Annotated in this window: 13 protein-coding genes; 7 read left to right on the top strand and 6 right to left on the bottom strand. The window is 63.3% G+C overall.

What is annotated here, in order from left to right; all coding sequences use genetic code 11:
• The first annotated feature begins 71 nt into the window (after positions 1-71).
• From ACVWYF_RS12565 to ACVWYF_RS12555, 3 genes are all read left to right on the top strand, one after another.
• A complete protein-coding gene (locus ACVWYF_RS12565) occupies positions 72-665 on the top strand; it encodes a TetR/AcrR family transcriptional regulator (protein ID WP_457068451.1) in 594 nt (197 codons plus the stop codon).
• Between the two features lie 110 nt (positions 666-775).
• Positions 776-1,699, top strand: a complete 924-nt coding sequence (locus tag ACVWYF_RS12560; protein ID WP_457068449.1) for an alpha/beta fold hydrolase — start codon at positions 776-778, stop codon at positions 1,697-1,699.
• 71 nt (positions 1,700-1,770) lie between these two features.
• Positions 1,771-2,067: a putative quinol monooxygenase gene (locus ACVWYF_RS12555; protein ID WP_070730927.1), complete on the top strand. Its 297-nt coding sequence runs from the start codon at positions 1,771-1,773 to the stop codon at positions 2,065-2,067.
• A gap of 143 nt (positions 2,068-2,210) precedes the next feature.
• Here ACVWYF_RS12555 and ACVWYF_RS12550 read toward each other — a convergent pair whose 3' ends face one another.
• On the bottom strand, positions 2,211-3,224 hold the full coding sequence (locus ACVWYF_RS12550) for a J domain-containing protein (protein ID WP_457068447.1): 1,014 nt from the start codon (positions 3,222-3,224) through the stop codon (positions 2,211-2,213).
• A gap of 94 nt (positions 3,225-3,318) precedes the next feature.
• Positions 3,319-4,221, bottom strand: a complete 903-nt coding sequence (locus tag ACVWYF_RS12545; RefSeq protein WP_457068445.1) for a histone deacetylase family protein — start codon at positions 4,219-4,221, stop codon at positions 3,319-3,321.
• Positions 4,222-4,973: 752 nt separating this feature from the next.
• Between ACVWYF_RS12545 and ACVWYF_RS12540 the strand changes: the two genes are divergently transcribed.
• Positions 4,974-6,497, top strand: coding sequence for a TROVE domain-containing protein (locus ACVWYF_RS12540; protein ID WP_457068443.1), 1,524 nt, complete (start codon positions 4,974-4,976; stop codon positions 6,495-6,497).
• Between the two features lie 597 nt (positions 6,498-7,094).
• A complete protein-coding gene (locus ACVWYF_RS12535) occupies positions 7,095-8,495 on the top strand; it encodes an RtcB family protein (protein WP_457068441.1) in 1,401 nt (466 codons plus the stop codon).
• A 213-nt stretch (positions 8,496-8,708) separates the two neighbouring features.
• Here the strand turns inward: ACVWYF_RS12535 and ACVWYF_RS12530 are convergent, their stop codons facing one another.
• The 4 genes from ACVWYF_RS12530 to ACVWYF_RS12515 all read right to left on the bottom strand — a co-directional run bounded on the left by ACVWYF_RS12530 (position 8,709) and on the right by ACVWYF_RS12515 (position 14,200).
• On the bottom strand, positions 8,709-11,603 hold the full coding sequence (locus tag ACVWYF_RS12530) for a DUF4394 domain-containing protein (protein WP_457068439.1): 2,895 nt from the start codon (positions 11,601-11,603) through the stop codon (positions 8,709-8,711).
• A gap of 284 nt (positions 11,604-11,887) precedes the next feature.
• Positions 11,888-13,105: a DUF4394 domain-containing protein gene (locus tag ACVWYF_RS12525; RefSeq protein ID WP_457068437.1), complete on the bottom strand. Its 1,218-nt coding sequence runs from the start codon at positions 13,103-13,105 to the stop codon at positions 11,888-11,890.
• A gap of 83 nt (positions 13,106-13,188) precedes the next feature.
• Positions 13,189-13,704, bottom strand: a complete 516-nt coding sequence (locus tag ACVWYF_RS12520) for an MOSC domain-containing protein (RefSeq protein ID WP_457068435.1) — start codon at positions 13,702-13,704, stop codon at positions 13,189-13,191.
• Between the two features lie 31 nt (positions 13,705-13,735).
• The gene (locus ACVWYF_RS12515; RefSeq protein ID WP_457068433.1) at positions 13,736-14,200 is read right to left on the bottom strand and encodes a hypothetical protein; all 465 of its coding nucleotides are present in this window, start codon (positions 14,198-14,200) and stop codon (positions 13,736-13,738) included.
• A gap of 379 nt (positions 14,201-14,579) precedes the next feature.
• Between ACVWYF_RS12515 and ACVWYF_RS12510 the strand changes: the two genes are divergently transcribed.
• Together ACVWYF_RS12510 and ACVWYF_RS12505 are read left to right on the top strand one after the other, a co-directional pair.
• Positions 14,580-15,521 carry a membrane-binding protein gene (locus tag ACVWYF_RS12510; RefSeq protein WP_457068431.1) on the top strand — a complete coding sequence of 314 codons (942 nt, stop codon included), beginning with the start codon at positions 14,580-14,582 and terminating at the stop codon, positions 15,519-15,521.
• 131 nt (positions 15,522-15,652) lie between these two features.
• Positions 15,653-16,567 (top strand): PhzF family phenazine biosynthesis protein, encoded by a 915-nt coding sequence (locus ACVWYF_RS12505; protein WP_457068429.1) that lies wholly within the window; start codon positions 15,653-15,655, stop codon positions 16,565-16,567.
• Positions 16,568-16,722: the final 155 nt, after the last annotated feature.

Raw genomic sequence — 16,722 nt, 5'->3', positions numbered from 1 at the left:
TTTTGTTCAAATACAGACAACTTAAAACTTACTTACTAGTTAGTAAGTAAAAAATCTATATTTGTCCCACCATGCTATCTCCAATCCCGCCTCCTACGCTGCCCCCCGATACCCGCACCCGCATTCTCGACCTAGCGGAAGAGCTGCTGCTGGAGCGTGGCTTTAATGCCTTTAGCTACCAGCATCTGGCCAAGGAGCTGGGGGTGAAGCCGGCGGCCATTCATTACCACTACCCGAGCAAGGACGACCTTGGCACGGCCATTGTGGCCCGGCAGCTGCGCCGCCTGCGCAAGTGGCGCGACCTGCCCCGCGTGGCCGACCTGCCACCCGCTGCTCAGTTCGAAGCCCTGCTGGCGGTGTACGACACGCATCTTGGCCACGAGCGTCGCGTGTGCCTGTTCGGTGCCCTGGCGGCCGATTTTCGGACCCTGCCCGCGCCCATGCAGGCCGAACTGCGCACCTTCAACCGCGAGCTGACCGAGTGGCTGGCCCAGGTGCTGGCCGTGGGCCGGGCCACGGGTACCCTGCGCTTCGTGGGCAGCCCGGCGGCCAAGGCGGCGCAGGTGCTCACCACGCTGGCCGGGGCGTTGCAAGTGGCCCGCGTGCATGACGAAACCCCGTTTCAGGTCATAGTAGGCCAGCTGCGGCTTGAGCTGCTGGCTTAGTTCCAATAGCTTTAGCGCACGCTTTAGCTTATCTACTAACTATCTGTATAATAATTAGTTGTTTATCCAGTCGCCGCACAAGCAGAGGCATGTGCTACATTTTCTCACCCATGACCAATACCTATTCTCCGGCTCATACCCTGTGCATGGCCGATGCCCCGCCGCCCGTAGCTCCAAAAATTCGCTACCCTTCGCCGCCGGCCGGCTTACGCTGGCTGCGCTGGCAGCTGCGGTTGAAATGGGCCGTGGCCCCGGCGCTGGCGTTTCGGCAGGCGTGGAAGCTGTTTGTGACGCCGCGCCGCCTACCCCTCAAAGCCTGGGAAGCCCCCGCCCTGGCCGATGCCCGCCGCCGCACCGTGGCGGCCGCCACCGGCACTGTGGCCGTGTATGAGTGGGGGCCGGCCGCCGCGCCCGCCATATTATTGGTACACGGTTGGGAGCACCGGGCCAGCTTCTGGCGGGCCTGGGTAGCGCCGCTGCTGGCAGCCGGCTACCGCGTGGTGGCCCTGGACGGCCCCGCGCACGGCGCATCAAGCGGCCGGCAGGCCACGCTCACCGATTTCGGCGGGGCCGTGCAGGCGGTGGTGAATACGCTGGGTGCGGTGCGGGCCATCGTGGCGCACTCGTTTGGGGCGGCTTCGGTGGCGGGGCTGCCGGTACGGCTGCCGGCCGGGGCCGCGCTGCCGCGCCTCGTGCTCATTAGCGCGCCGGTGGGGCCACGGGTGGTGGCCGAGCGGTTTGCCGAGTTCCTGCGCCTGCCCCACGAGTTGGTGGCGCGGTTTGCGGCCCACATTGAACAGAGCACCGGCCGGCCCGCCGATTCCTTTGCCGCTGCCGCCTCGGGGCCAGCCATTGGGGCCGAAAAGGTGCTCGTGCTGCACGACGAGGCCGACGAAATCATTCCCTTCGTCGAAAGCCGGCAGATTGTGGCCGCCTGGCCGGGCGCGGTGCTGCACGCCACGCGCGGCCTGGGCCACAACCGCATTCTGCGCGATGCCGACGTGGTGCAATCCGTGGTGCGATTTATCGCGTAGTTTTCAGCCCTTCACCGCCGAAATGACGTAGCTTTTGTTGTAAAGGATATTTCACTCATTTTCCTCCTGTCATGGTAAAAGTTGCGCTGTTAGTTCGCCTCGAAGTGAAACCCGGTCATGAGCAGACCGTTGCCGATTTTCTGGCCGGGGCCCTGCCCATTGTAGAAGCCGAGCCCGCCACTACCACTTGGTATGCCCTGCGCCTGGGCCCGTCTACGTTCGGTATTTTCGATACTTTCCCCGATGAAGCTGGTCGCAAAGCCCACCTCGCCGGGCAGGTAGCTGCCGCCCTTGGTACCCACGCCGATTTGTGGGCCAGCCCGCCCCATATCGAAATGGTAGATATTCTGGCCTCGAAAGGTGCCTAAGTGACCACTGCTGTTGCGGTATTCAGATAACTAAAGAGGAGGTCATGCTGAATAACGGCATGACCTCCTCTTTTTATGGCTATACTTATCAAGAAGTGGTTTGCCAGCAAACAGGTAAAGACGCAAGCCATTTCGCGGCGAATCTAAACCGTCTCCATCCCCTCCGCCGCCAACTGCCGCAGCACTTCGCGCAGCCCATCGGTGTCCAGCAGCATCCGGCCGATGTGCGCCACGTACTCGGCCTCGGCCCGCAGGTCGCGCTTGAGCTGTCGCAGCTCCAGCTCCTGCTTTTTGCCCGAGGCCGTGACGAAGCCATTGGGGCCGTATTTCAGCTCGTTCATTTCCTGTTTCAGCTGGGTTTGCTGCTGGAGCAGGGCGCGGGTGTAGCGGGCCAGCACGTCGTCGGCGGCCGCGTCGGTCGGGCCGGATTCGGCCAGCAATTGTAGCAGCGTATAGAGGTCGTCGGCCTCGTAGGCCTCGGTGATGCGCTGCATCTGGGCGGTTTTGTCGGCTTGCTTTGCGGGGTCGCGCTCCAGGTCGGGGTGGTGGGTGCGGGCCAGCTGGCGGTAAATGGTTTTGGCGTTGGTTTCGAGCTGCTTTTGGTCGGCCTGCGCGGCAGCCTCCTGCTGGCGCTGGGCCTTGGTTTTGCGGCGGGCGCGGGCAGCGGCGGCGGCTTGCTCGTGCGGCGGCAGGGTAGGGTCGGGGATGAATTCCGGGGGCAAATTCTGGGGCGTTTGGCGCTCAGCGGCAGTTTTGGCCGCTGCCGGACGGTGCCCGGCCGGAGCGTATTTGCGGATAATGGCCGCCTCGTCTTCTCCAAACCGGTCTTCCAGGTTGTGGGCATTGCCCAGAATCACGCCAGTAATCTGGGCTTCCTCCAAGCGGCTGAAGTAGCTCAGCAGCAGGGCTTCCTCCAGCGGTGCATACAGCGCGTGGCGGGCCGCCACCACGGCCGTGGCTGCCGGTCCCACCTGCTGCCAGTAGCGCCGCCGGGCCTCGGCCTGCTCGGCGCGCAGGTCGCGCAGCCGCTCGCGCAGGTTCTCCACGTCCAAAATAGCCTGCCGGAACGCTTGTTGCGCGAGTGTCCCCGTGGGCTGCTCAGTAGTCAGCACCGGGACGGTAATACGGTCGGGATGTGCGGAATCGGCTTTTTTCATTTCATTACAAAGGTAGGGGCGGGGCCTGCCCCCGCCCGTCGTTGAACGAGGCCAGCGTCAGCCGTTCAACAAACGGGCGGGGCAAACCTCGTCCCTACGGCCACAGCTCAAAGGCTACTCGAAACGTGTTGCAGTGCGCGTCCACGATATCAGCCAGCTTTTCCGAGTAGCCACCGCCCATGCTCACGGCCACCGGCAGGTGGCGGGCGCGGCATAGGCCCAGTACCAGTTCGTCGCGCTGCCGGCAGCCGGCCGGCGTGAGCGCCAGCTTGCCCAATTTATCCGTTGCCAGCACATCTACGCCCGCCTGGTAAAAGATGAAATCGGGCCGCACCCGCGCTACCAGCGGTTCCAGCGTGGCCGCTAGCTGCGCCAGATACTCCGCATCACCGGTGCCCAGTGCCAGCGGAATATCCAGGTCCGACTGCTCCTTGCGCAGCGGATAATTGGCCCCGGCGTGCATCGAAAACGTGAATACGCGCGGCTCATCCCGGAAAATGGCAGCCGTGCCATCGCCCTGATGCACATCCAAATCCACAATCAAAATATGCCGGGCCAGCCCGCGCGCCAGCAGGTGCGCGGCGGCAATGGCCTGGTCGTTCAGCACGCAAAATCCTTCGCCTCGGTCGGCAAAGGCGTGGTGGGTGCCGCCGGCCAGGTTCAGGCCAATGCCGTCGCGCAACGCATTCAGAGCCGATTGCAGCGTGCCCGCGCTGCTGCTCAGCGAGCGGCGCACCAGCTGCGGGCTTTGCGGCAGGCCCAGGTTGCGCACCTCACGGGGCGTGAGCTGGAGGTCGCGCACGCGGTGCCAGTAGGCGGGCGTATGCACGCGCAGCACTTCTTCCTCGGCGCAGAGGCCGGGCTCGTAGAAATCGGTAGGCTCGGCAATGCCCTGCCACAGGAGCTGCTCCCGAATCAGGGCGTATTTGGCGATGGGGAAGCGGTGGCCGGCGGGCAGGTCGAGGGTATAGTGGTCGGAAGTGGCAAGGCGGGGCATAAATAAAAAAGCGCAGGCTGCAAATAGCACTGCCCGCTCTGTGCTTACGCAACAACGGCCCCAACAGTGCCTGTGGTGTCATTACAAGGGAATAGAGAATTGCCAGGCGGCAGAATTAATTGCCTATGAAAAGCGGTTAATTTCTGTTGAATTAAACTTTGCAGAAGTAATTGATAATTATTTTAAAAAATTATTTGCGTAATTAAAATTAATAGCTAACCTTTGTCGCACCAAAAGCAAACAACCATGTACCGCCACTTCACATTTACCAGCAATTCGGATAAGATGCAGCCAGAACGGCTGTCTCCGCTCGGTACGTTTGCCTGATTTTAGCTCTTGCTAAAACCCGCCACGCCCGAGCCCACAAGCTCGGGTTTTTTGTTGTTCGTCGGTGTATCAACCGCTTACCCATTCAATCCATGCCTTTCATTCGCCCCAATTACCAGCCAGCGCCGAAACAATTCCGGTCCGATTGCGGCCAGGATAAGCGGTGGGGTCGTGCTTTTCTTCTTTGTTGGATGTGTCGGTAATCCCGGCGCAAGTCACGCGAAATAGAAAAGCCCGGCCCGCAAAAGCCGGGCTTTTTCGTGCCATTAATTTCCAAATAAAAACCTGTTTTTATTTGACCGAAAGAGGTGCGTCTAATTCAAATTGAAAATTAATTACCCAAAAATAATAATTGGGTAGCTATTTAATTTCGACTTGGCCAAATATTTCAAATCATCCATTTCGCATCCCAAAATTCCCCCAATATGCGCTTCAACTTCTTCTCCCGGACCAGCGCGCCCACCGTCAACCACGAGGGCGCACCCGCCTTCACCCTCACGCCCCAGCTGGAGCTGTACGCCGCCGTAGCGACCGCCGCGCTCAGCGACCAGTTCTACGAAACGGCCGATGCCCGCTTGCTGCGTTTGCGCGACCTGGTGGCGAAAAACAACCCCCGATTCGTGGCCCAATTAGCCATTTATGCCCGAGAAGTGCTGAATCTGCGCTCGGTGCCGCTGGTGCTGTGCGTTGAACTGGCCCAGCTGCACCGGGGCGATAGCCTCCTGAGCCGCCTGGTGGCCCGCGTGGTGCAGCGCCCCGATGAAATCACCGAATTGCTGGCCTTTTACGCCCAGGCCAACGGTCGCGGTGGGACTAAAATCCTCAATCGCCTGTCCAAGCAGTTGCAAAAAGGCCTAGCCCTCAGCTTCAACCGTTTCGACGGCTATCAGCTGGCCAAGTACGACCGCGACGGGGCCGTGCGCCTGCGCGATGCCCTTTTCCTGGTGCATCCCAATGCCAAGGACAAGTCCCAGCAAGCCCTGTTCAATCAATTGGTACGCGGCGAGCTGCCCACGCCCTACACTTGGGAAACCGAGCTGTCGGCGGTTGGGCAGGAGACTTACGCCACCGATGCGGACCGGCAAACGGCCATTCGCACCACCTGGGAAGCGCTGATTACCAGCGGCAGGCTCGGCTACATGGCTCTGTTGCGCAACCTGCGCAATATTCTGGAAGCCAACGTTTCGGCGGTGGCGATGGAGCGGGTGTGCGATACCCTAGCCGACCGGTTTGCGGTGGCGCGCAGCAAGCAGCTGCCGTTCCGTTTCCTGGCCGCTTACCGCGAGGTGAAAGCCTTGCCCAGTAGCCACGTCGCCGGCGTGCTGGCGGCGCTGGAAACGGCCATTGCGCACAGCGCTGTGAACCTGCGCGGTTTTGGGCACGACACCCGCGTGGTGGTGGCCTGCGACGTCTCCAGCTCCATGCAAAAGGCCATTTCGCCGCGCAGCAAAGTGCTGCTCTACGACGTGAGCCTGGTGCTGGGGATGCTGCTCCAGAGCCGTTGCGAGAACGTCATCACCGGCATGTTTGGTGATGTGTGGAAGCGCATCATCCTGCCCCGTGGGCCGGTGTTGCGCAACGTGGAAGAGTTCTACCGCCGCGAAGGCGAGGTGGGCTACTCCACCAACGGGCATCTGGTCATCAAGGACTTGCGCGAACGGCGCGAGGTGGTGGATAAGGTGATGCTATTCACCGACGTGCAGCTGTGGCACAGCACCGGCGACAGTGGAAGCTTGGCTCAGGAATGGGCCGGGTACCGCCGCACCGTGGCCCCCCACGCCCGTCTCTACCTCTTCGACCTGGCCGGGCACGGCACCGTGCCGCTGGAGGTGCGCCCCGAAACGGGCGTGGCCCTTATCGCCGGCTGGTCCGATAAGGTATTCGACGTGCTGAGCGCGCTGGATAACGGCGGCTCGGCCCTCACCGAAATCGAGAAAATTGATTTGTAAACATTTAACTGCCCGGCCGGGCAATAAAGCGGAATCCCCGGCCGTAATGCTGCTGACATGAGGAAGACGGCTGCCCAATTAGGGCAGTCGCCGACCGGGACGGGGCCGCTTTGTGACCCGTCCCACCTCGGCCAACTCCGTATAGTTCGGGTGCCGTAGGCAGGCGTTACTTCGCTGGTGAAAGAATTGCCCTACGGGCAGTTTCTCGGGTTCGAATCCCCCTCCGTAGCCTTGGCTGCGGTTGATACGCCCGCCGCCTGTTGCCCCGAATTTTCGGAGAAAGCCGAATGTTAAACAACCTGCCGGATGCCGTAGGTGCGCGCTACTCCGACCCTATCACGTCGGGCCTTCGGGCCCGTTGCGCGGGCCGCTTGTTGCTCCGGTTTTTTTGAATAAAACGCGCTGGTGCCGTAGCACCTCCTTACTTCGATTCATTGGGTCGCGGCTTCAATACCCGCCCGCCGGCTTGCCGATGGTAGCTCAGTTGGTTAGAGCAAATGATGGCGATGCGCCCCGTTGCCCGGCCCGTTTTATTTTTCTTTTCATCAACGACTGAGGCCCAAATATGCGCCTCAGCCCCGTGCAAAAACCATTTTTATGGCCAACATACTACGCGGCAACGACCTTCGAAACCTCGGGTTTCCCGAAGGCCGGGCCATTGGGCTCGCGCTGGCACAATTGCAGCGCAAGCACCTCAAGAAACTCTCCCAAACCGACCAGCTGGCGTTGCTGGGCCAACTCATTGCCCACCCCACCGACTACCTCACGCACCTCGACTGGAGCCACACGGCCGCCGCGCTACTGCCCCCGCCCAACCGGCACATTGCCCTGGTCGAGCGCAAAGAATACGCCGTATTCGGGGCCGAGCACATCGAGCAGGGGGCCATTCATCAAATGGAAATTGCGATGAAACTACCCGTGACCGTGGCCGGTGCGCTCATGCCCGACGCGCACCACGGCTACGGCCTGCCCATCGGCGGCGTGCTGGCCACCGATAACGCGGTGATTCCCTACGCCGTGGGCGTGGACATCGGCTGCCGGATGGCCTTGTCGGTGTATGACTTGCCGCCCAAGTACCTTACCCAGCGCACCCAGGAGCTGCGCAGCCTGCTGCTCGAAAACACCCGCTTTGGCTCCGGCCGGGGCTGGGAGCGGGGCCAGCGCCTGGACCATGCCGTGCTTGACCGAGCCGAATTTCAGGAAATCCCTTTTCTGAAGAACAAGCTCGACAAAGCGGCCGAGCAGGTGGGAACTTCCGGTTCCGGCAACCACTTTGTGGAATTCGGCATTGTCGAAATCACCGAAGTGGAAAACGAGCTGGGCGTGCCCGTGGGCCAATATTTGGGCGTGCTCTCGCACTCCGGCTCGCGGGGGCTGGGCGCGGGTATTGCCGAACGCTACACCAAGCTGGCCAAGGACGTGTGCCAGCTGCCCGGCGAAGCCCAGCACCTCGCTTGGCTCGGCCTCGACACCGAAGCCGGCCAGGAATACTGGGCCGCCATGACCCTGGCCGGCGACTACGCCTCGGCCTGCCACGAGCAGATTCACCGTCGCCTGGCCAAAGCCCTCGGCGAAAAGCCCCTGGCGAAAGTGGAAAACCACCACAACTTCGCCTGGAAAGAGCGGCTGGCCGATGGCCGTGAGGTCATCACCCACCGCAAAGGGGCCACGCCGGCCGGCGCGGGCGTGCTCGGTATCATCCCCGGTTCGATGACGGCCCCCGGCTTCATCGTGCGGGGGCGGAACGGGGCCGGGTCGCTGGCTTCGGCCTCGCACGGGGCGGGCCGGCTCATGTCGCGCACCCGCGCCAAGGCCGAGCTGGGCGAAAGCCAGGTGCGCAAGTACCTCGCCGACCACGGCATCGAGCTCATCGGTGGCGGGCTGGACGAAGCTCCGATGGCCTACAAGGACATCCGCGCCGTGATGGCCAGCCAGCGCGAGCTGGTGGACGTGCTCGGCTCCTTCACCCCCAAAATCGTGCGAATGGACGGGGCTTAATGCCGCCCGGCAATCCAAACGCCCGGTGCCGTGCGTACATAACTGCGTGTCTCTTACAGGGGACAGTTGTTTTCATAGCTTGGAAAGCCTCTCGCCCTTGGTGGGAGGTTTTTTTAAATTCGGGGTAAAAGGGTTACCCCAAAACACAAAGCCCCGGCCGTAACGGCCGGGGCTTTGTGTTTTTTATCCTCAAAAGCAAAGGGAAAAGTGCCTTTATTGTACCACCAGGCGCTTTGCCACGAGGCCAGCTGCTGTACGGGCCTGCACCGAGTAGATGCCGGGGGCTAGGCCCGTCAAAGGCAAATCCAGGGTTTCGGCGGTGCCGGCGGCCAGGATGCGGGTGAGCACCGTGCGGCCCAGGTTGTCGACTACAGAGACGGCCGTGGCCGTCGTGCCGCGCAGGGCCATTGGCAGCAGCAGAGTGGCCGAGCCGTGGGCCGGGTTGGGATACACGCTGGCCAGACGGGCCAGGGCGGCGGGCGCAGTAGCCAGCACGCGGGCCTGCGTGGTGAACAGCACGGCATAGCGGCCTGCGGCGGCGGCATTGGCAGTCAGATTCAGGCTGATGGCCGGGGTAGTGGTCAGGTCGGTGTAGGTGCCGGTGAGGGCATCGCGCAGGTAGGCGTGGTAGCCGGCGGGCAGGTTGGCCATGTTGTCAACGCCGAGCGTGTACGCGCCGGTGGTAGCCGCGCTCAGGTACAGGGGCAGCAGCACATCGGCGGTGCCGGCCAAGTTGGGCAGGCCATTGATGGAGGCGGTTTGGCCGTCGGCATCGGTGGCGAGGGTCAGGCCGTTGGAAGAGGGCAGCGCTACGGCATCAAAGGCGGCATCGTACCCAACGGTAGCGCCCTGCTCGAAATAAACGGCCGTTTGGGTGGCGGCGGCAAGGTTGTGCAGGCTCAGCGTGAGCTGGGGACGGGTATCGGCGGTGCCGCGCTGGAAGGGCGTGTTGTTGTAAGTGGTGAGGCGCTCGGCGTTGGTGAAGGCGATGCTGCCCACCTGCCCGGCCGCAATGGTGCGGATGACAAAGCCCTGCGACGACGGCAGGATATTGGTGCCGCCATTGGCGCTCACCCCATTGATGTAGCTGGCATACGTGCCAGTGTATAAGCCATTGCTTTTGAAGACGTAAAGAGCATTTTCAACATTGGTCAGGCGGCCGGCGTTAATCATGGCCTGCCAGTCGAGCGGGGCGGGGTAGGGGTTGCCGCGGAAGTGCCAGCCGCTGTCGGTGTACGGGCCACGGGTGAGGCTGCCGGCCGTGTAGTTGCCGTTGTTGAGGGTGCCCACAAAGTCCACGTTGGCCGCCGCCGAGATGTTCACCGTGTAGCCCTGCGTAGGGTTGAGGGCATCCGAGAGTGAGCCGGGTGACAGGTAGCCCTTGTCGAAATCAATGGTGCCGGCGCTGCCGCTGCTGCTCACGCGCGTCTCGTCGTAGCTATACACCGTGGGGAAGGGCCGCACCGATTTGCCGACGGTGTTGAAGCTCGGGTTAATAACCGGCGTGTAGCCGGCCGTGGTCAGGTCATCCACGGTGCTGCCGCTCACGGGCGGCGAGTAGTGGCGGTAGCCCGTGCCGTTGAAGGTGGGCGTGATATAGCGCTGCACCGTAGCCGCGCCCACCACCATGCCGCCGGTGTTCACCACCTGCGCCGTGGCCGTGGCATCCGAGAGCAGTGTGAACGTCTGGCCGGTCACCGTCAGATTGCCATAAAGCGTGAGCAGGCGCCGCACGGCGGCCGGGGCGGCCAGCGAAGCAGTAGGCGCCAGGCTGGCCGTGCCCACGCCAATAATCAGATTAGGGAAGGTAGTGACCGAGGTGCCGCCAATGATTTGCGGAGTGTTCAGATTTAGCACCACGGTGCCCGTACCCGTGCCGCTTTCGGCCAGGTTGCCGCCGTTGTTGGTGAAGTCGCCGCCCACCACCAGGAAGCTGCCGTCGGCCAGCGTGATGGTGCCGCCGGTGAGCGTGACGGCGTGCGTTTGCTGCGGCTGGGTCACGGTGGGCTGGTTGGGCACCCCGCCGGGAATGATGACGTCGTTCTGGGGGCCGGGTACTGCGTTGGGTGTCCAGTTGGCGGCGTTGCGCCAGTCGGTGCTTACCGAGCCGTTCCAGGTAATCACGGGCACGGGCGCAATGGCCACGGCCAGGTCACGCACCTCAAAGTTGAAGAGCTGGCTGGCGGGCACGGTGTTGCCTATCAGCGTGGCCAAGCCGGTGTTCAGGTTAAGGCGGTAGGTGTTGCTGGCACGGGCTCCGCCGCGGTCGGCGCGGGGCTCCGTCACCTCGGTGAGGTAGCCCACGTTCAGCCCGGTGCTGGGGTTAAAGTAGATATCCAGGCCGAAATCGGCGGCGTTGCCAATGCCGTAGGTGCCGCCGGGGCCCTGCAGCATCACCGTCACGGGGTTAGTTAGGGTGCCGTTGTTGGGCGGATTCTGGATGGAAAGCAAGCCGTTGTTGCGGATGTCGAAGTCGTAGAGCGTGGTGCTGATGCTGCCCAAAAACGGGTTAGTGTAAGCCACTGCGTTTACGCCCGCTGTAGCCGGCGTACCCCCAGCGTATGCCAACAGGCCATCGGTGCTGGCAATGGTCCCGGTGGTGGGGTTGAGGCGGTAGTTAGCGCGGTTGGTACTCACCACCCGGATGCGGTCAACCGTGGGGTTGAAATCGAAGCCAATCTTCTCGGTGGGGCCGCCCAGCTCCAGCCGCTGCAGCGCGCCCACCGGAAACACCTGGTTAAGCCCGGGGTTCAGAATGTACAGCTGTGTGTTTGGGCCGGCGGTGCTGGCGTCGTAGCCCAGCGCGTAGAGCAGGTTGTCGACCGGCCGGTAGTCCATGCCAATCAGCGTTTGCCCGGCCGCAATGCCAGTGATGGCCACCGGCACAAGGTTCTGAGTCGAGCCGTTGTTGGGGTCGATGAGGATGAGCCCCTGCGAGCCCACCGGCGCGTTCCGAATGTTCGGCCCCGTGATGGTGCCCAGGCCCAGAATCGTTTGCGCCTGCGTAGCGGCCGGTACAGCCATGAGCATTAGGCCGAACGAACTCAAAAAACCCCAGCGGCCCAGGCGAGCGGGCACGGTGGCAACAAGTTGTAGGAATTTTTGCATGATATTGACTGTAAGGATAATTACCAAATGGTCGCTGCTGCCAAAGCATCTTCAAGATACTTAGAAAAACCGTGGCATTGATGTGCGGCCGTGTACGGCTCCCAAGACTATTGGATTAGCTTTTGGAAAATAAAAAAAGCGGTGCAGGCAGCATCGTTATAGTTATGATTTTTTCATATCTATATCCTAATTTACAGGTGCTTGCTAAACGTTTTCCGTCGCAATGCCCCAGGCTATGCGTTAGCGGGGCATTAACCGGTGGCCGGGCCGTTGGGCGGGGAGGATTACTCCACCACCAGGCGCTTGGCCACGCGGCCGGCGGCAGTGGTGGCCAGTACGGTATAAATGCCGGGAGCCAGGTTCACCAGGGGCAAATCCAGGGTTTCGGCGGGGCCGGCTGGCAGGGTGCGCGTGAGTACCGGGCGGCCCAGGTTGTCGGCCAGCACCACGAAAGCGGGCTGGCTGCCGCGCAGGGCGGCGGGCAGGAGCAGGGTGGCCGTGCCCCGGGCCGGGTTGGGGTACACCGCCGCCAACTGCGCCAGCGCGGCCGGGGCCGTAGCCAGCGGTGCCCCAACGCCCACCGCAATGTCGCGGATAACGAAGGGCAGCGCCGCTGGTACCGTGTTGCCCACCAGCGTAGCCAGGCCGGTATTCAGGTTGAAGCGGTAGAAATTGCTGCTGCCGCCGGCCGTTACCTCCATCAGAAACCCCTCGTTGCGGTTGAGGCTGGCATTGGCATAGATATCGAAGTCAATGGCCTGCGGCGACCCAATGCCGTAGGTGCCCGACGGCACCTGAAACATCACCGAAACCGGGGCCGTGAGCACGCCGCCGTTGGGCAGATTCACGATGGAAAGCAAGCCATTATTCAGCTCATCAAAGGCGTAGAGGGTGGTGCTGGTTGCGCCGGGAAAGGCGTTGGTGTAAGCCACCGCGCCAATGCCGGGCGTGGCCGGCGTGCCGCTGGAGTAGGCCAGGTTGGTATCGGTGCCGGCCAGCGCGCCGGTAACGGGGCTGAGGCGGTAGTTGGCGCGGGTGGTGCTCACCACCCGAATCAGGTCGGCTACGGGGTTGAAGTCGAAGCCAATGCGGGCCGTGCGGCGGCCCAACTCCAGGCGCACGGCCGCCCCCACCGGCGTGGCGGCCCCGCTGGTCAGGTCCAGGGTGTAGAGCTGGGTGTTGGGGGCGGGGGCCAAGGCGGCCGTGTCGTAGCCCAGGGCGTAGAGCTGGGCATTGGCGGGCCGGAAATCCAGGCCCACCAGGCTCTGGCCGGCCGCCACGCCAGCCACGGTAGCGGGCGTGCCCACGGCCACGCCATTTGCCGCATTGATGGTAACCAAGCCCTGCGACCCGGCCGGCGACCCCAGGTATGAAGCCGTGAGTGTGCCAAGTGCATACACCGTCTGGGCTTGGGCGGCGGGGCCGGCCAGCAGCGCCAGGCCCAGCGAAATACCCGCCGAGCAGCGGACCAGCGCAGCAAACGAACGTAAGGTTGAAGCCATAAAAATCAAGGAATAACGGGTGAAGTGTCTGGCTTGCAAACGGCTGTCCGCGCCCGAAAGTTATTGGCCCTGGACCGCGCTGGCTACGCCACTACCCGCACCGCGTCGCCCACCCGAATGAGGCCGCCCTGCGCAATGTGGGCCGTGAGGCCGCCGTGCCCGCGCATGGCGTTGTAGCCGCCCGGGCCCAGCTCCTCTTCCATGCGCGAGCAGGGGTGGCATTCGCCGGTGATGTCGAGAATAACTTCGTCGCCGATGCGAATCTGGCGGTTTTTCAGGGCCAGCAGGTTGAGGCCGCGCACCACCAGGTTGCGGCGCAGGCGGGCCGGGTCCAGCGGCGCATCCAGCCCCAGGTAGCCCGCCACCGCCGCCAGGTGTTCGTGCTGAATGAGCGTAATCTGCCGCTTGCCGCCGGCTTTGGGCCGGGCGTGGTCGCCGAGCAGGTGCGAGTCGGTTTTCAACTCCGCCTCGGGTACTGATACGAGTGGCTCGCGGCGCACCGGGCGCTGGCCAATCCAAGCCAGGGTGCCGGTTTGGGGAAGGGTGGCCAGCAGGCGCGCCACGGTCGATTTATCGTCGCCAAAAAAGGGAAAAGCCATGCGGAAGGGTAGGGGCTTGGTTTTGGGGAAATTATAACTCGTCGGGCGTGCCAAACCCCTCGCGGATTTCAGTGTGCCGAATCTGGCCGCCCAGGTTGCCGGCGCGGGCCAGCAGGCCGAAGCTGAGCACGGCGGCCACCAGCGCCAGCAGGGCCACCAGACGGGCTTTGGGCGAAGCACTTTTCAGCAGCAGCAGTCCGAACAACGCCAGCGCCGCCGCCGCTTCCAGCACCCAGAAACCCAGCTCCGCCGCTTCCGCGTGGTTATGGATGAGGGCGCGGCTCACGCGGGGCAGGTTTTGGGCAATGGCCGCCGCGCCCTCGCCCGTGAGCTGAGCCGGCAGGCACAGCAGGCCGGCGGCCAGCACCGCTACCAGGCCGGCTCTGGTCAGGTCGAGGTTGTGCTTCAGCACGCCCGCCCCCAGCAGCACGGCGGCAAAAAGGCTGCCCACGATGGGCACATGGTTGACAATGAGGTGCAGGTGAGCTTGGTTCATCAACGCGAAACGAAAAAATTGGCCGGGCTACGGCGGCCGGGGCGCAAAGCTACTGCGGGCCGGGGCGCGGCCAGAATCACGCAACCCTTTCGGCCCGGCCCCGACTCTTACTTAATGAACTGCCAGCGGGGCAAAATCGTTATTTCAATAGCCGGGCAGACGCCGCTCGCGGGCGGGTTGTTGGCAGCAAAAAAGCGACAAAGCAACGCTCCGCCGTTGCTAGAGTATGCGTTTGATTGTTGCTGCGCTAAAATCCGGCCCCGGCCGTTGTTCCGGCTGGTAGTGGCTGGCGACAACTGCTGAGTTTCTGCGCTTGCTTTTGGCATTGCGCTTGCCTTTAGGTTTGAATTAACAGTCATCTTCCTTGCCCTTCTTCGATATGGCTTTCCTTCCCCGTTTTCTCAGCCGCCTGGCGGCCCCGCTGCTGCTCGCGCTGCCGCTGGCCCTGGCCGCTCCCGCGCAGGCCCAAACTGCCCCCGCGCCCACCGACGTCATCCGCGAAATCACCGATGCCGTGGGCCTCAAGGCGCGTTTCCAACTGCGGGCCACCCGCGAGGTCGACAACGCCGCCGCCGTGGTCTACGACGGCCAGCGCTACCTGCTCTACAACCCCGATTTTCTGAACGCCGTGAACCGCGCCGGCCACACCGACTGGGCTGGCATCAGCATTCTGGCCCACGAAATGGGGCATCACCTCAACGGCCACACCCTGCGCGCCGGCGGCTCGCAGCCCGCCGATGAGCTGGAAGCCGATGAGTTTTCTGGCTTCGTGCTGCGCAAGCTGGGGGCCAGCCTGGCCCAGGCACAAGCCGCCATGGCCACCGTGGCCGATGACGAAGGCTCAGCCACGCACCCCGGCCGCGCGCCGCGCCTTGCGGCTATCGGCCAGGGCTGGCAGCGGGCCAATGGCCAGCTTGTGGCCAGCGCCCGCACCGCGTCGCCCTCGGCTGCCCCGGCCGTGATAGCCGCCGCGCCAATGGCGCAGCCGACCCGCCAATATCCCACTGCATCGGCCGATGATGATGATGCCGGCGAAATGGTGGCCGTGAGCCAGAACACCGGCGCTGCCGTGCGCCTGGTGGGCCAGCTCACTTTTCGCAACGACCCCAGCCAGCGCTACTACCTTACCAACGCCCTGAAAGTGGTGCGCGTGGATGACGAGGACAACGCCGAAGTAGTGGGCCGCGTGACGCGTACCACCAGCGAAACCTTCCCCTTCGTGCTCACCGACGGCCAGCAGCGCCGCCTGTTCATCACCGCCCGCGGCGACGTGTACGACAAAGCCGGCCAACGCGTAGCCAAGCTGCACGACACAATGTAGTGAGCCATTTTCAGGCAATGGAAAGCCGGCTCGCCCGTAAGCGAACCGGCTTTTTTGTGAATTGACGGGTTTGGTTTTGCTGGACTGTCGTTCCTTCGTGGTCGGTTGCTCATCTCCCCGGCCCACTGCTTATGTCCCAACTGCCTTTTCTGCTGATTGATGCTTTCACCACCGAGCCCCTGCGCGGCAATCCCTGCGCCGTGGTGCTTGATGCTGACGCCTTCAACCCAGCCCTGCGCCAGCGCCTGGCCCGCGAGTTCAACCAGTCGGAAACGGCTTTTGTGAACCGCGCCGCGCCCGGCAGCACCGAGTTCACGGTGCGCTTCTTCACGCCGGCCGAGGAAATTCCGCTGGCCGGGCATCCCACCATTGCCACCGTCACGGCGCTGCTGCACGCGGGCCGGGTGGCGCAGCCCGCCTCCGGCAAAGCGCTGACCCTCACGCTGCACCTGTTGCACGGCCCCATTCGCGTCGATGTGCTACCCGGCGCGGACAATGCACCGGCAATGGTCTGGATGACGCAACGCCAGCCCATTTTTGGAGCCACGCACGCGCTGGAAACGGTGCTGCCGCTCTTCGGCCTCACGCCCGACGACCTGCTGCCCGGCGCACCCATCCAGACGGTGAGCACCGGCACCCCGCAGCTCATGATACTGCTGCGCGACCACGCTGCCCTGCGCCGCGCCCACGTCGCCGATGCTGCCGCCCTGGGCCGCTACCGCGCCGAAAGTGACTTTTTCAGCCCGCACCTTTTTTGCCTGGGCGGGGCCACGCCGGCGGGCCACACCTTCGCCCGCCACTTCGGCACCCCGCCCGACGTGTCGGAAGACCCCGTAACGGGTTCGGCCACCGGCGGCATGGCAGCCTATTTGTGGCATCACAATTATATCAATTCGCCTGATTTTATTGCCGAGCAGGGGCACGATATGGGCCGGGCCGGCGCGGTGCAGGTGCGCATCAGCGGCCCCCGCGAAGCCATTGAAGCGGTACAGATTGGCGGCACCGGTGTGGTGGTGCTGGAGGGCGGGCTGCGCGGCGATTTGTAGGGGGTGGCAGGCAACCGGAAGGGGTTTATTTCTGTTAACGGGCTAGAAACAGAACGTCATGCTGAGCGCAGTCGAAGCATCTCTACCGCGTAACTAAACCTGTTGATTGGGTTTGCTATTGCGGTAGAGATGCTTCGACTGCGCTCAGCATGACG

It is taken from the genome of Hymenobacter sp. UYAg731 (assembly GCF_054061335.1).
The sequence above is the reverse complement of the archived record's forward strand: the minus strand, read 5'-3'. Positions and strand labels throughout refer to the sequence as shown.